The sequence below is a fragment of the Celeribacter sp. SCSIO 80788 genome (assembly GCF_051054295.1).
Lineage (GTDB): Bacteria > Pseudomonadota > Alphaproteobacteria > Rhodobacterales > Rhodobacteraceae > Celeribacter.
The window spans coordinates 2,679,418-2,692,237 of record NZ_CP150482.1 but is presented as its reverse complement, the minus strand read 5'-3'; the positions used below and the strand labels follow the sequence as shown (position 1 = coordinate 2,692,237).

Below are 12,820 nucleotides of genomic sequence, written 5' to 3'. Positions count from 1 at the left end.
CTGGATACCCGCACAAAACCGCCGCGCAAATACGTCTGCGCGCACAGACTCTGTTCGCCTCAGCCGTTGGTCTGAAGGATGTGCCCGGCCAGATAGAGCGAACCGCAGATCAGAATGCGCGCCTCAGGATTGTCGGCCACGATGGTGCGCACGGCGGTCAGGACGCTATCCGCTTCGATGGCTGCAAACCCTTCTGCGCGCGCCGTTGCGGCCGTCTCTGAGGCGGGCAGGGTGGCCTGCGCGTCAGGGATCGAGACGGCGATGAGGCGTTGGGCGTGGCGTTGTAAGGGGCGCAGGTAACCTGCGATGTCCTTGGTGTTGAGCATGCCGCAAATCATATAGGTCGGGCGTTTCTGCAGACGGTCGAGCGCCTCGGCCAGCGCTTCGCCTGCCGCCGGATTGTGCCCGCCATCGAGCCAAAGCTCGGTCTCCGGCGCGGCGTCGATCAGCGGGCCATATTTGAGTCGCTGCATCCGGGCAGGCCAATAGGCCTTGGTCATCGCGGCCTCAAGCGCGTCGTCATCATCGCCGAGATGACGCAGGGCGGCGATGGCGGCCCCGGCATTGTGGACCTGATGGCGCCCGATCAGATGCGGCATCGGCAGATCGCGCAAACCGTTTTCGTCTTGGAAAATCAGGCGTCCACGCTCTTCCCAGACATGCCATTCCTGTCCGTAGCGCAACAGGGGCGCGCCGAGACGGGCGGCGGTGGCTTCGATCACGTCCAAAGCCTCGTCGGGCTGCGGGCCGACGACACAGGGCACGCCGCGTTTGATGATTCCGGCCTTTTCGCCCGCGATTGCGGTCAGCGTTTCGCCTAGGAATTGCGTATGGTCGATGGAAATCGGCGTGATGATCGTGAGCTCCGGTTTCTCGACCACATTGGTGGCGTCCAGTCGCCCGCCAAGCCCCACTTCGAGCAAGGTATAATCGGCAGGCACGCGCGACATGGCGAGAATGCCTGCCACAGTGGTGATCTCGAAATAGGTTATCGCCTCGCCGCCATTCGCGGCTTCGCATTCTTCGAGAACGGCCATGAGATCGTCTTCGGCAATCAGCTCGCCTGCCAGACGAATGCGCTCATGAAACCGCGCCAGATGCGGCGAGGTATAGGCGTGAACCGTCTTGCCTGCCGCTTCGAGGCCGGCGCGGATCATCGCCTGGGTCGAGCCCTTGCCATTGGTCCCCGCCACGTGGATGACGGGCGGCAACTTGCGCTCCGGGTGATCCAACGCGTCCAAAAGACGCCAGACACGGTCGAGAACAAGGTCGATGACCTTGGGATGCAGGGACATCAACCTCTCAAGGATGACGTCGGACGTCTTGGGGATCACTTTTTCGCGTCCTTTGCGGGAGCTTTGGCCTTCACGGCGGCCTCGGGGGCGATTTTCGGCGCGGCACCTTTGTCCTCCGGCGCAGGGGCCGGGAGATCGCCCATGACAGCGGGAGGCAAATTGCCCAGCATCCGCAGGATGGTCACAAGCTCATCCTTCAACTTCATGCGATGTGTCACGCGGTCGAGCATACCGTGATCGAGAAGATATTCAGCGCGCTGGAAGCCTTCGGGCAGTTTCTCGCGGATCGTCTGCTCGATCACGCGGGGACCGGCAAAACAAATGAGCGCATTGGGTTCGGCGATCTGGACATCGCCCAGCATCGCGTAAGAGGCCGTCACACCGCCCGTCGTCGGGTGGGTCAGGACGACGATATAGGGCAGCCCCGCCTCTTTCAGCATTTCGATCGCCACAGTGGTGCGCGGCATCTGCATCAAGGAGAGAATCCCCTCCTGCATCCGGGCACCACCGGCGGCGGAGAACATGATGAACGGGCGTTTCAGCTCAATCGCGCGCTCGACGCCCTTGATGAAGGCATTGCCGACATACATGCCCATGGAGCCGCCCATGAAGGAGAAATCCTGCGCCGCAGCCACAACCGGCGTGCGCCCGATCTCGCCCTCGGCCACCAGCATGGCTTCTTTCTCGCCAGTCGACTTCTGGGCCGCGCGCATGCGGTCGGGGTATTTCTTTTGATCGCGGAATTTCAGAGGGTCTTCAATCGGTTCGGGAACCTTGACCTCGGAGAAAATCCCGCCGTCGAACATCGCCTTGAACCGCGCACGCGGCGTGATGTGCATGTGATGGTCGCAATTGGTGCAGACGTTCTGGTTCTCGGCCAGCTCGCGGTGAAACAGCATGGTGCCGCATTCCGGGCATTTCGTCCAAAGATTGTCCGGCGTGTCGTGTTTCGAGAAGAGCGAATTGATCTTCGGGCGGACGTAGTTCGAGATCCAGTTCATGGGTGCGCCTTTGGACGTTACGTTATCAGGGCCTCAGATAAGCCCCTCTGCCGTGAATTGCAATCAACGCCTGATCGCGAGCCGCGCGACAAGCCAACTGACGACCAGCAAGAGGCTCTGAAAGATGAGTGCTTTCGGGTCGGAGTAGAGCGTTTCGGGGCTGTCGGTCTGCATGAAAAGCCCGAAACCCGACATCATGTCCTGTTGCGGGGCAAACAGCATGGCGGTGAAGTTGTTCATGAAATGCAGGGCGATGGCGGGGCCGAGCGTGCCGGAGCGCATGGTCAGATCGCCCGCGAGCACGCCAAAGCCGATGGCCCAGAGTACGGGAAACAGGGCGGCGATGCCTTCGTTCGTTCCGCTCAGATGCAACAGTCCGAAGAGCACGGCGGAGGCGGTGAGCCCCAGCGGGTAGGACTTCGTGGCCCCGGCGATCTGGCTTTGCAGGTATCCACGGAAAAACACTTCTTCGGCTGTGACCTGCACCATCAGCCCAAGTGCCGCGAAGGGCAACCAGAACAGCCACATCCCGCCCGGCAGGTTTGCAACCGGTTCGGCCGGGCCGTCCCAGGGCAGAAACAGGGTGAGACAGGTGAAACCCGCGATCCATTTGAGTGTCACGAAGAACTGTGTCCGCAAGGCCAGAACAGGGCCGGTCAGGTCGCGCAGGCGCCGATCATGCAGCCGCTCGGCCAGTTTGATCGCGGCCATGAGCAAAAGGGCAAACCCCGCAAGGATGATGAACAAACCGCCGGGGGTGGTGCCGACCATTGGGCCGCGCGGGCCGAACTGGAAGGGCATGAGGGCGGGCGCAAGCCGCCCGACGAGGAGATAAAACAGGGGGGTGATGACCACGCCGATCACCAGCCCTGCCAAAAGCGCCAGCCCCACGCGCCAAAGCTCGGGGCGGCGCATTGCTGAGGCGATGATCGGGGCGTAGGGGTGTGTCGGTCGTGGCATGCTCTCTCTCATGACAGGCGTGTTGGGGGCAGAGGTAGCATGAGAGGTCCCGGCGTGAAAGCGGCGGAAACGCGCAGGAACTCGCCGATCCGTGATCCTGCCCGACTTGGAAGCGGCGGATGCGCAGGGTATAGGCGGCGCCAGACTGCGAGGAGAGTGACATGGTCTCGGTGATGCGCCCGGTGGGAACGGTTGCGAAAATGGTGATGGGCGCGGGGCTGATGCTCGGCCTTGCGGGCTGCGAGATGGACATGGCCGCGACGGGCACTTCCGTAGACCCGGCCCACCGCCCGGTGCGCGCCGTCACCCTTCCGATTAGCGGGGTGAGCGTTGCGGGGCCCTCGGGCTATTGTGTCGATCCGGTCTCGGTGCGCGATAACGCCAAGGGCAGCTTTGCACTTCTGGGCAATTGTAACGGACTGAGCGGGCGCAACAACCCGGCGCTCAAGGGCAAGACGGCGCTCCTGACTCTTTCTGTCGCCCCGTCGATGGAGGATACGGAGCAATTCGATCCGCCGAGTTACGAGGCCTATTTCGCTTCCGAAACCGGACGCCGCGCTTTGTCGCGCAGCGGCTCGGCCAAGACCGTAGGGTTGATCGAAAGTGAGGCGCGGGGGGACATGGTGCTTCTGCATGTGCGTGACAGCGCGCCGATGACCCTGCGCGGGCAGGGGCGGGAATATTGGCGCGCGCTTTTCCTCCTGGACGGGCGCCTCGTCACCGCAACCGCCACGCCTTTTGCCGAAGCGCCGATGTCCGCCGTGCAGCTGCGTGCCCTGTTGGACCGGTTCGTCACGGAATTGAAACGTCGCAATCCGGCTTGAGCTCTGAAACTGTTGCGGAAATGGAACCAAAGCGCGGAATTTTTCCTCATTTGTTGAGTGGAAACCATTGTCGGTCATAGTAAGACTCTGGAAGTGAAAGAAAAGGTTGCGCGATGCGGCGTCGACTCAGGCAGATGATCGAAAAGCGGATCAACGCGCTGGCCACACGGCGCTGGGCGCGACGTGCGACGATGGCCGATGACCTGTCGCTCCCGACGCTGCGTCGGTTGCGCGGACAGGCGCGCGGGCTCAGATGGGAGATCGACCGTTTTCTTTTCGTCGCAGACGGGCGGCTTGCCCTGCCGCTCATTGGCTCGAACGCGATGCAATTGCCACTCTACACCGACTGGTCGCATCGGCCGGAGCTTTGGCGTGGACCGATTCCGCTCAAGGGGGCCTCTGCCGTGCCGACGAAGGCGCTCATTGGCTCCGAGGCGACGCTTTATCACGACTGTCAGATCTCTGAGCTGACCTATCGTCAGGTGCGCAACACCTCCGAGGAGGACCTCGCGCCCTTCGGTCTGCGCCTCGATGTGTTCCGGTTCGACGGTTCCTTCCTGTCGCTTTCGGTCGAATTGCCGGACGAGGCCTGTCATGGCCTCAGCAAACGCCATCTCGTGCGTATGGATTATTCCATCGATCTTGAAAAAGGCATCGAGATTTTCGCAAGGCTCAATGTGAAACACGGGCCCAATATGGAGCAGGTTGTGCGCGAACTGCCGCTGCATACCGACGAGGGCTATGTCGAATTCGATCTGGCCTATACGAAGCTCAATGAAAAGCGGGTGGAAAAGCTCTGGATCGACCTGATTTTCGAAGGCCCGGAGATGAATCAGATCGTCCTGCGGGACCTGACCTGTTCGCGCCGTCCGCGCGCGGACCTTTGACGCCGATTTTGACGGAGAACGGACATGGATGAGGTGACACTGGTCAAAACCCGGCTTCAGGCGGGGATCTGGGAAGGCGAATTGCATGTGCCGGAGGCGGTAAACACGCTGCCGGAGATCGAGGTGACCTATCTCGATCAGCCGGTGCAGGGCCATACGCTGAGCGAAGATCCCGAACGCGAGGGCGTTTGGTTCTTCCGCTTCGCCGTGCCCTCCGAGCTTTTGAACGACGGGATGCAGACCTTTGTCTTTTCCGACCGCGACACCGGGCAGGTGCTCAATTCTCTGACCCTGATGGCGGGCGATGTTCTGGCCGAAGACATCCGCTCCGAAATGGACCTGCTGCGGCAAGAACTCGACATGCTCAAACGCGCGTTTCGCCGCCATTGCATCGAGACCGGGTCCAACTGATCTGACGCGGCGTCTTGCGTGACATGTGGTTGCCCCTTGCGCATTTTGGCGCGCAAAGGGAGGCACATCACATGACCCACTATCCGCATCTTCTGGCGCCGCTCGATCTCGGCTTTACCACTCTGCGCAACCGGACCCTGATGGGGTCGATGCACACCGGGCTCGAAGAACGCGGCGACTGGGACGCGGTGGCCGAATTCTACGCCGCGCGCGCCCGTGGTGGGGCTGGGATCATCGTCACCGGAGGCATGGCCCCCAGTGTCGAAGGCGGCGTGTTCCCCGGTGCGGCGGGGCTGTTTACGGATCGGGACATCGCAAACCACCGGAAGGTGACGGACCGCGTTCATGCCGAGGGCGGCAAGATCGCGATGCAGATTCTCAACGCCGGGCGCTATGCCTATGGCCCCAACTGTGTCGCCCCCTCCGCGATCAAATCGCCGATTTCGCCGTTCAAACCCACGGAACTCGACGAGGCGGGGATCGAGAAACAGATTGCCGATTACGCGACCGCTGCCGCCCGCGCCAAAGAGGCGGGGTATGATGGCGTCGAGGTGATGGGGTCAGAAGGCTATCTGATCAACCAGTTCCTCGTCACCCATACCAACCGGCGCGAAGATCGCTGGGGCGGGGCCTATGAGAACCGGATGCGCTTTCCCATCGAGGTGGTGAAGCGTGTGCGCGCCGCCGTTGGGCCGGAGTTCATCGTGATCTACCGAATCTCGATGATCGATCTGGTGCCCAATGGCTCGACCTGGGAAGAGGTCGTAGAGCTTGCGAAAGAGATCGAGAAAGCGGGAGCCACGATCCTCAACACGGGCATTGGCTGGCACGAAGCCCGCGTGCCGACCATCGCCACCTCCGTTCCTCGCGCCGCCTTCGCCGAGGTTACAAAACGTATGATGGGGGAGGTTACGATTCCCGTCATCACCTCGAACCGCATCAACCATCCGCAGGTTGCCGAAGATGTGTTGGCCGAGGGCTGTGCCGACATGGTTTCCATGGCGCGGCCGTTCCTTGCCGATCCCGACTTTGTCGTCAAAGCCGCGGCGGGAAAGGCGCATGAGATCGCGCCCTGCATCGCCTGCAATCAGGCCTGTCTGGACCACACTTTCTCCGGCAAGCTGACCTCCTGTCTTGTCAATCCGCGCGCCTGCCATGAGACGGAACTGCGTTACGATCCGGCGGCAGGGGTGAAAACCGTTGCCGTGGTCGGGGCCGGTCCCGCTGGCCTCATGACGGCGCTCGTGGCAAGCCAACGCGGCCACAAAGTCACGCTGTTCGACAAGGCAAATGAACTCGGCGGTCAGCTCAACATGGCCAAGCAAGTGCCGGGCAAAGAAGAATTCTTCGGTCTCGTCGATTGGTTCAAAACCATGGTCAAAACCTCCGCCATCGACCTGCGGCTCGAAACGGAGGCGACGACCGATCTGCTTGCGCCGTTCGACGAGGTGGTGATTGCCACCGGCGTTTCCCCCCGCGATCCGGCGATCCCCGGCCAGGCCGATCATGGCAATACGGTCAGCTATATCGACATCCTCAAAGGCCGGGTCACCGCCGGTCCGCGCGCTGTGGTGATCGGCGCGGGGGGCATCGGTTTCGACGTCGCCGAATACCTGACAACCTCGGAAAGCCCGACGCTGAACCTGACGGATTGGAAAGCCGAATGGGGCATCACCAATCCTGTGCAAGATCGTGGCGGCCTCTCGCCCGACGGTCCCAAACCTGATGCGCCCCTGCGCGAGGTGACGCTGCTTCAGCGTAAGGCGGAGAAACCGGGCAAGCGGCTTGGTAAGACCACCGGTTGGATTCACCGTGCCACGCTTCAGATGAAAGGCGTGAAAATGATGGGCGGCGTCTCTTATGACAGAATCGTGCCTGAGGGGCTCTGGATCACCAGAGACGGTGCGCCGCAGCTGATCGAAGTCGACACGATCGTCCTCTGCGCCGGGCAAGTCTCGGAACGCAGCCTCGCCGAAGTGCTCGAAGCCCAAGGCAAACCCTGTCACGTCATCGGTGGCGCGGATGTGGCCGCGGAGCTGGACGCCAAACGCGCCATAGATCAGGGCGCGCGCCTCGCAGCCTCGCTTTAACCCGTTTCCTTTGTTGCAAAAATACTCCCGCCGGAGGCCTTCTTCGGCGGGGAAAGCGCACCGTCTCCCGATTGTTTCCGCGTTTCCGGACCCAAAACGATCACCGAGAGACCACGCTATTGTCCCCCATCTTCCCCATTCTTGCCCGATTTCGGAGGGATAACCTTTTCCCTAGGGGCCAAGATTTGTAGGTAAGATTAAATGGACCGACTGACGGAAATGGAAGCCTTTGCCACGGTTGTGGATCAGGGCGGTTTCACGGATGCAGCCAAGAAGATGGGGATTTCCAAGTCCGCCGTTTCCAAACATGTCTCTGCGCTTGAAGCCCGGTTGGGCGCTCGTTTGCTAAACCGCACCACCCGCCGTGTGTCCCCGACCGAGATCGGTCTGGCCTATTACGATCGCGCGCGCCGGGTGCTGAACGATGCCGGAGAGGCCGACGCGCTGGTGACCTCGATGCAATCTGCGCCCTCGGGCCTGTTGCGCATCTCTGTGGCCACAGATTTCGGTGTCAATCATCTCTCTCCCGTGCTGGGCGATTTCCTGTCCGAATTCCCGGACATTCAGGTCAACATGGTGCTGAACAACCGTTACGTCGAACTGATCTCCGAAGGCTTCGATATGGCCGTGCGCATCGGCGAGCTGGAAGACAGCACGCTGCGCGCCCGCAAGCTGACCGAGACCACCAAGCGCATGGTCGGCGCGCCTGCCTATTTCGAAAAATACGGACGCCCGCAGAAGATCGACGATCTGAACGAGCACAAGCTCCTGCATTATTCCAATCAGGCCAATGGCGCCGTCTGGAAACTCACCGCCCCCTCGGGCGAAAAACGTCAGATTCGCACGGCGGGCTGGCTCACCGTCAATGACGGCCAGTCCCTGCTTAACGCCTGTATCTCCGGTCTCGGCATCGCTTATCTACCGTCGTTCCTCTATGCGGACGCGATGGAGAAAGGCCTGATCGAGGAGGCGATCCCCGAATTGCCGCCGGAAACCCAAGGGATTTACGCCGTCTATCCGCCGGGCCGGTTCACCCAGCCGAAGGTGCGCGCCTTCATCGATTTCCTTGTTCATGCCTTTGCCGATAAAGGCCCGGACAAGTGGTAAACTGACTTCTCGTGGAAGAGAGGAGCGGAAGCTCTTACTGGGTCGAGGCGATCACCGCTTCGACCCTTCTGTTTTTCTCGCGCCCCTCTTCTGTCGCATTGGAGGTGCGCGGCGCAAGATAGCCGATGCCCTCCGCCGCGATCTGGCCGGGGGCGATGTCATAGAGCTGGATCAGCCGTTGCCGCACCGCTTCAGCGCGTTTGCGCGAAAGGGCGGTGTTGCCCTCCAGCCCGCCGACAGTGTCGGTATGCCCGACGAGGGCGATACGCACTTCGGGGTGCGTTTTGAGATAGTCCGCGAGCCGCCGAAGTGAGGCGAAGGGGCCTTCGCCGAGATTGGACGCGCCAGTTTCAAAGGTCAGGTCTTCCAAAACCACCCGGCCACGCGTCTTTAAGCGTTCGATCAGATCTTCGCTTTGAGGCGGTGCAGTGGTCCCTGATGTTGAAGGGGGGCGGAGCTCTACCTCGGGCGCATCGGATGGCGAGACCGTGCTGATCTGGAGATAGCCCGCATCCCGCGCTTTGCTGCTCAGGGCGGAGACAAACCGCCCGTCCGGGTGTGCGGCCAGAAGATACTGAAAATCGCCGAGGTTCACGTGCATCGCGGGTTCCGGCAGAAGGTCGAGAAGATAGCGGAAATCGAACCCGCCACAGACCGTGTCGGCGCAGGCATAGAGCGTCGTAAACCCGTCCTGCTCAAGCTGCGTGCGCAGCGGTTCGATCATCTGGTAACTGGTCAGCGAGGTGCCGTTGAGCTTGTAGGCCACCTGTTCGATATCGCCCTCGGCCATGATCCGGGGCGTGCTCTCGCCCTGAAACGCGCCGCTCGGGAAGGGTTGGGCGGAGGCCAATTCCTCGCGCCGATCCGTCTCATTCGCCGCACCGGGCAAGTCGAGCGCCCATGCGCCGCTGGCAAGGGTGAGGAGAAAGGCGAAGGAAATCGGACGGATCATTGGACCTCGGACAGGGGTTTCGTGCGGTAGTGGTACTGTCCCGCTTCCTGCATTCCAAGCGAAGAATAAAGCGCCAGAGCGCCCGTATTCGCACGGGTGACCTGAAGCGCGAGGCTGTTTGCACCCTGTGCACGCGCCCAATCGGCCGCGAGCGCCATCATCGCCCGGGCCAGGCCCTGACGGCGGTGTGCAGCAGAGGTTTCAAGCGCATGAAGGGCTGCGATCCCCTCATGGATTGCAACGAATCCGCTGCCCGCAGGCGTGTCGCCCAACCGTCCGAGCAGGGCGCATTTGGGGCCGGGGGCGCGTCCCATGACGGCAAGGCGTTCTGGGCCGATACCGCCCTCGGCCCAGATTTCCCGTTGGATTGCCACGGGGGGCCAGCAGGCATAGCCGTTTTTCGGGTCCGACGCGGGAAAGGTTTCCAGCGGGGCGATCAGGCAGGCGACCGGGTCGAACATGCGATAACCGCGTGTTGCCAGTTCCGCATCAAATGCTTCTTCGCCACTGCGAATCTGAAACAGCGCGTCCCGCCCATCCGCTGCGAAACGCGCCTCAAGGGCGGCGAGCGTTTCGGGCGTATACGCGCCCTCCAAAGTCGCCGCCGACACCCGACTGCCGCCTCCCGCGCCATCGCGATAGGTGAACGGACCAAAGGCCTCGCGCGTCAAAGGCGGCCATGTGGCCTCGAAAGCGGCAAAGAGGGCAGCGGGATCGGCCATCAGGCGTCGACGGGGAACAGCGCGGCAAGCTCAAGAAGCGCAGCTTCGATCTCCGCCCCATCCTGTCCGCGGATCACGATATTGGTGCCAAAGGCGCCGTTGCGGTTGAACGGGTAGGAGCCCATAGAAAGATCGGGATATTTCTTCGCCAGCATGCCAAGCGGTTCGGCCACGGCGCTTTCCGGGCGGTCGATGCGATAGCTTTGCGACAGAAGCGGTTTACCGCCGGTGAGCGTCGGCAAAAGCCCTGCCACCATCGCCTCGAAAATATTCGGCACCCCGGCCATGACATGTACGTTTTCGACCGAAAAACCGGGCGCAATCGACACCGGGTTCTCAATCAGCGTCGCACCGTCGGGAATGCGGGCCATGCGCATGCGGGCATCGTTGAACTCGACGCCACGCCCCTCGTAATGCGCGGTCAAAAGCGCGCGGGCATCGTCGCGGATGTCGATATGGAGGCCAAAGGCCTCGGCAATGCAATCGGCGGTGATGTCGTCATGGGTCGGTCCGATGCCGCCGGAGGTGAACACATGGGTGTATTTGCCCGCAAGCTCGCGTACCGTCGCGACGATTGCCGGGGCGTCGTCCGGCACCACCCGCGCCTCCTTGAGATCAATCCCCACGCGCGTCAACTCGCCCGCGAGGTGATACATGTTGGCATCCCGGGTGCGACCGGAAAGGATCTCGTCCCCGATGATCAAAATTGCGGCGGTGGGGTTGTCGGTGCGGGTCATCTCGGTCTCCTTGAGACTGTTTCCCAAACGGTATAGGCCTCTGACCATGCGCTTTCAATCGGACCTGATCCCCGCCACGCTTTTGCGTCGGTACAAACGCTTCCTCGCGGACATCCGTCTGCCGGACGGGCGCGAGGTCACGGCGCATTGCCCGAACCCCGGCTCGATGCTGGGGCTGGCGGAGGAAGGCACGCGCGTTTGGGTCGAGCCGAATGACGATCCGAAGAAAAAGCTCAAATACGGGCTGCGTCTGGTGGAGTTGCCGGATGCGATGGTGGTGGTCGATACAGGCATCGCCAACCGGGTGGTGAAAGAGGCTTTGACGGCAGGGCAGGTGCCCGGGCTCGAAGGCGAGGTGCGGGCCGAGGTGAAATACGGCGAAAACTCGCGTGCCGATTTCCTTGTGACTCAGGGAGGGCGCAACATCTGGGTCGAGGTGAAATCCGTGACCCTGTCGCGTGAACCGGGCCTTGCCGAATTTCCCGATGCCAAAACTGCGCGCGGGGCGAAACATCTCGGCGAGCTTGCCGCGCGGGTGACCGAAGGCGACCGTGCCGTGATGTTCTATCTGGTGTCTCGCGACGATTGCACATGTTTCGCTCCCGCCGCCGACATCGACCCGGCCTATGCCGAGGCGGAGCGCATGGCAAAGGCGGTGGGGGTCGAGGTCATGATCTTTCCGATCCGGGCGACGCCCGAGGCGGTGACTTTCGACGCAACCCCTGTGCGCGCGCTTTAGCCCTCCGGTACTGGCCCTTTCGCCTCGAAGGGCTTATATGAGCCGAATTAGACAAAGGAGTTGGACCCTTGGACGAGACGCATCGCGGCCGCATCACCAAAGACGGAATTCGCATCTACGAGGACGCCGATTATGCCGGTATGCTCGCGGCCGGGCAGGTCGCAGCGCAGATTCTCGACGAGGTGGCCCCGCTCGTGGTGCCGGGTGTGTCGACCGAAGAACTCGACGCTTTCATCGAGCGCCGTGTGGTGGAACTGGGCACGACCTCGGCCACCATCGGTTACAAGGGGTACAAACACGCCTCCTGCATCTCCGTGAACCATGTCGTCTGTCACGGGATTCCGGGTCACAAGACGCTCAAGGATGGCGACATCCTCAACATTGACGTGACGGTGATCAAGGACGGTTGGTTCGGCGACACCTCGCGCATGTATGTCGCGGGCAAGCTGTCGCGCAAGGCGGAGCGGTTGTTGCAGGTGACCTATGACAGCCTGATGATCGGCATCGAAGCGGTGAAGCCGGGCAACACCTTTGGCGACATCGGCCACGCGATCCAGACCTATGTCGAAGGCCACCGCATGTCGGTGGTGCGCGATTTCTGCGGTCACGGGTTGGGGCGTGTGTTCCACGCGCCGCCGAACGTGCTGCATTACGGTCGTCCGGGCTCCGGGCCGGTGCTCGAAGAGGGCATGTTCTTTACCATCGAGCCGATGGTGAACCTTGGCCGCCCCGAGACCAAGGTACTGTCGGACGACTGGACCGCCGTGACGCGGGACAAATCGCTCTCCGCGCAATACGAACATTCCATCGGCGTGACGGCCACAGGATGCGAGATTTTCACCCTCTCTCCGGGCAACCTGTTCCACCCGACCTACAAGGTCTGAGGCGCGAAACACCGGGTTTGGGTCACTTTATGAAAGGGCGGGGATTTTCTCGCCCTTTCCTTTTTTATTGGAATTACAATCGACTGACCGGATGGTCAGATAAAAGAACCGTGCTGGCTGTTGCGCATGGCGGGGCGCTGACATAGCAAATCTCCACGTCATCAAGGCCGCGGCCCGACCGGGCCGCACTCACAGCCCGAAGGAGGCTTGC

Annotated in this window: 13 protein-coding genes; 7 read left to right on the top strand and 6 right to left on the bottom strand. The window is 61.9% G+C overall.

The window, feature by feature from the left end; genetic code table 11:
- Positions 1-59: 59 nt before the first annotated feature.
- From V1471_RS13595 to V1471_RS13585, 3 genes are all read right to left on the bottom strand, one after another.
- Positions 60-1,331 carry a bifunctional folylpolyglutamate synthase/dihydrofolate synthase gene (locus V1471_RS13595; RefSeq protein ID WP_434290942.1) on the bottom strand — a complete coding sequence of 424 codons (1,272 nt, stop codon included), beginning with the start codon at positions 1,329-1,331 and terminating at the stop codon, positions 60-62.
- Entirely contained in the window at positions 1,331-2,296 is a 966-nt protein-coding gene (accD, locus tag V1471_RS13590) for an acetyl-CoA carboxylase, carboxyltransferase subunit beta (RefSeq protein ID WP_434289509.1), read from the bottom strand. Before accD ends, V1471_RS13595 begins: the two co-directional genes overlap by 1 nt.
- A gap of 63 nt (positions 2,297-2,359) precedes the next feature.
- Positions 2,360-3,256, bottom strand: coding sequence for a lysostaphin resistance A-like protein (locus V1471_RS13585; RefSeq protein WP_434289507.1), 897 nt, complete (start codon positions 3,254-3,256; stop codon positions 2,360-2,362).
- 161 nt (positions 3,257-3,417) lie between these two features.
- Between V1471_RS13585 and V1471_RS13580 the strand changes: the two genes are divergently transcribed.
- The 5 genes from V1471_RS13580 to V1471_RS13560 all read left to right on the top strand — a co-directional run bounded on the left by V1471_RS13580 (position 3,418) and on the right by V1471_RS13560 (position 8,575).
- Positions 3,418-4,080, top strand: coding sequence for a hypothetical protein (locus tag V1471_RS13580; RefSeq protein ID WP_434289506.1), 663 nt, complete (start codon positions 3,418-3,420; stop codon positions 4,078-4,080).
- Between the two features lie 113 nt (positions 4,081-4,193).
- Complete coding sequence (locus V1471_RS13575; RefSeq protein WP_434289505.1) at positions 4,194-4,967, top strand: DUF6478 family protein; 774 nt, start codon at positions 4,194-4,196, stop codon at positions 4,965-4,967.
- 24 nt (positions 4,968-4,991) lie between these two features.
- A complete protein-coding gene (locus tag V1471_RS13570) occupies positions 4,992-5,378 on the top strand; it encodes a hypothetical protein (RefSeq protein WP_434289504.1) in 387 nt (128 codons plus the stop codon).
- A 71-nt stretch (positions 5,379-5,449) separates the two neighbouring features.
- Positions 5,450-7,468: an FAD-dependent oxidoreductase gene (locus tag V1471_RS13565; protein WP_434289502.1), complete on the top strand. Its 2,019-nt coding sequence runs from the start codon at positions 5,450-5,452 to the stop codon at positions 7,466-7,468.
- A gap of 201 nt (positions 7,469-7,669) precedes the next feature.
- Positions 7,670-8,575, top strand: a complete 906-nt coding sequence (locus V1471_RS13560) for a LysR family transcriptional regulator (protein WP_434289499.1) — start codon at positions 7,670-7,672, stop codon at positions 8,573-8,575.
- A gap of 34 nt (positions 8,576-8,609) precedes the next feature.
- Here V1471_RS13560 and V1471_RS13555 read toward each other — a convergent pair whose 3' ends face one another.
- From V1471_RS13555 to V1471_RS13545, 3 genes are read right to left on the bottom strand one after another with little or no spacing between them, the layout of a single operon-like run.
- Complete coding sequence (locus V1471_RS13555; protein WP_434289498.1) at positions 8,610-9,527, bottom strand: OmpA family protein; 918 nt, start codon at positions 9,525-9,527, stop codon at positions 8,610-8,612.
- Entirely contained in the window at positions 9,524-10,249 is a 726-nt protein-coding gene (locus tag V1471_RS13550) for a GNAT family N-acetyltransferase (RefSeq protein ID WP_434289496.1), read from the bottom strand. The genes V1471_RS13555 and V1471_RS13550 overlap by 4 nt, the downstream gene beginning before the upstream one ends.
- Positions 10,249-10,986, bottom strand: a complete 738-nt coding sequence (locus V1471_RS13545) for a competence/damage-inducible protein A (RefSeq protein ID WP_434289494.1) — start codon at positions 10,984-10,986, stop codon at positions 10,249-10,251. Before V1471_RS13545 ends, V1471_RS13550 begins: the two co-directional genes overlap by 1 nt.
- Positions 10,987-11,032: 46 nt before the next feature.
- Here V1471_RS13545 and sfsA point away from each other — a divergent pair, with 46 nt between their 5' ends.
- Both sfsA and map read left to right on the top strand, forming a co-directional pair.
- Positions 11,033-11,725 (top strand): DNA/RNA nuclease SfsA, encoded by a 693-nt coding sequence (gene sfsA / locus V1471_RS13540; protein ID WP_434289492.1) that lies wholly within the window; start codon positions 11,033-11,035, stop codon positions 11,723-11,725.
- 68 nt (positions 11,726-11,793) lie between these two features.
- Positions 11,794-12,609: a type I methionyl aminopeptidase gene (map, locus tag V1471_RS13535; RefSeq protein ID WP_434289490.1), complete on the top strand. Its 816-nt coding sequence runs from the start codon at positions 11,794-11,796 to the stop codon at positions 12,607-12,609.
- Positions 12,610-12,820 lie beyond the last annotated feature (211 nt).

What these genes read in the sequence shown, in the direction of transcription:
- accD (WP_434289509.1), bottom strand. Translation starts at nt 2,296, where the DNA reads ATGAACTGGATCTCGAACTACGTCCGCCCGAAGATCAATTCGCTCTTC.
- V1471_RS13585 (WP_434289507.1), bottom strand. Translation starts at nt 3,256, where the DNA reads ATGCCACGACCGACACACCCCTACGCCCCGATCATCGCCTCAGCAATG.
- V1471_RS13580 (WP_434289506.1), top strand. Translation starts at nt 3,418, where the DNA reads ATGGTCTCGGTGATGCGCCCGGTGGGAACGGTTGCGAAAATGGTGATG.
- V1471_RS13575 (WP_434289505.1), top strand. Translation starts at nt 4,194, where the DNA reads ATGCGGCGTCGACTCAGGCAGATGATCGAAAAGCGGATCAACGCGCTG.
- V1471_RS13570 (WP_434289504.1), top strand. Translation starts at nt 4,992, where the DNA reads ATGGATGAGGTGACACTGGTCAAAACCCGGCTTCAGGCGGGGATCTGG.
- V1471_RS13565 (WP_434289502.1), top strand. Translation starts at nt 5,450, where the DNA reads ATGACCCACTATCCGCATCTTCTGGCGCCGCTCGATCTCGGCTTTACC.
- V1471_RS13560 (WP_434289499.1), top strand. Translation starts at nt 7,670, where the DNA reads ATGGACCGACTGACGGAAATGGAAGCCTTTGCCACGGTTGTGGATCAG.
- V1471_RS13555 (WP_434289498.1), bottom strand. Translation starts at nt 9,527, where the DNA reads ATGATCCGTCCGATTTCCTTCGCCTTTCTCCTCACCCTTGCCAGCGGC.
- V1471_RS13550 (WP_434289496.1), bottom strand. Translation starts at nt 10,249, where the DNA reads ATGGCCGATCCCGCTGCCCTCTTTGCCGCTTTCGAGGCCACATGGCCG.
- V1471_RS13545 (WP_434289494.1), bottom strand. Translation starts at nt 10,986, where the DNA reads ATGACCCGCACCGACAACCCCACCGCCGCAATTTTGATCATCGGGGAC.
- sfsA (WP_434289492.1), top strand. Translation starts at nt 11,033, where the DNA reads ATGCGCTTTCAATCGGACCTGATCCCCGCCACGCTTTTGCGTCGGTAC.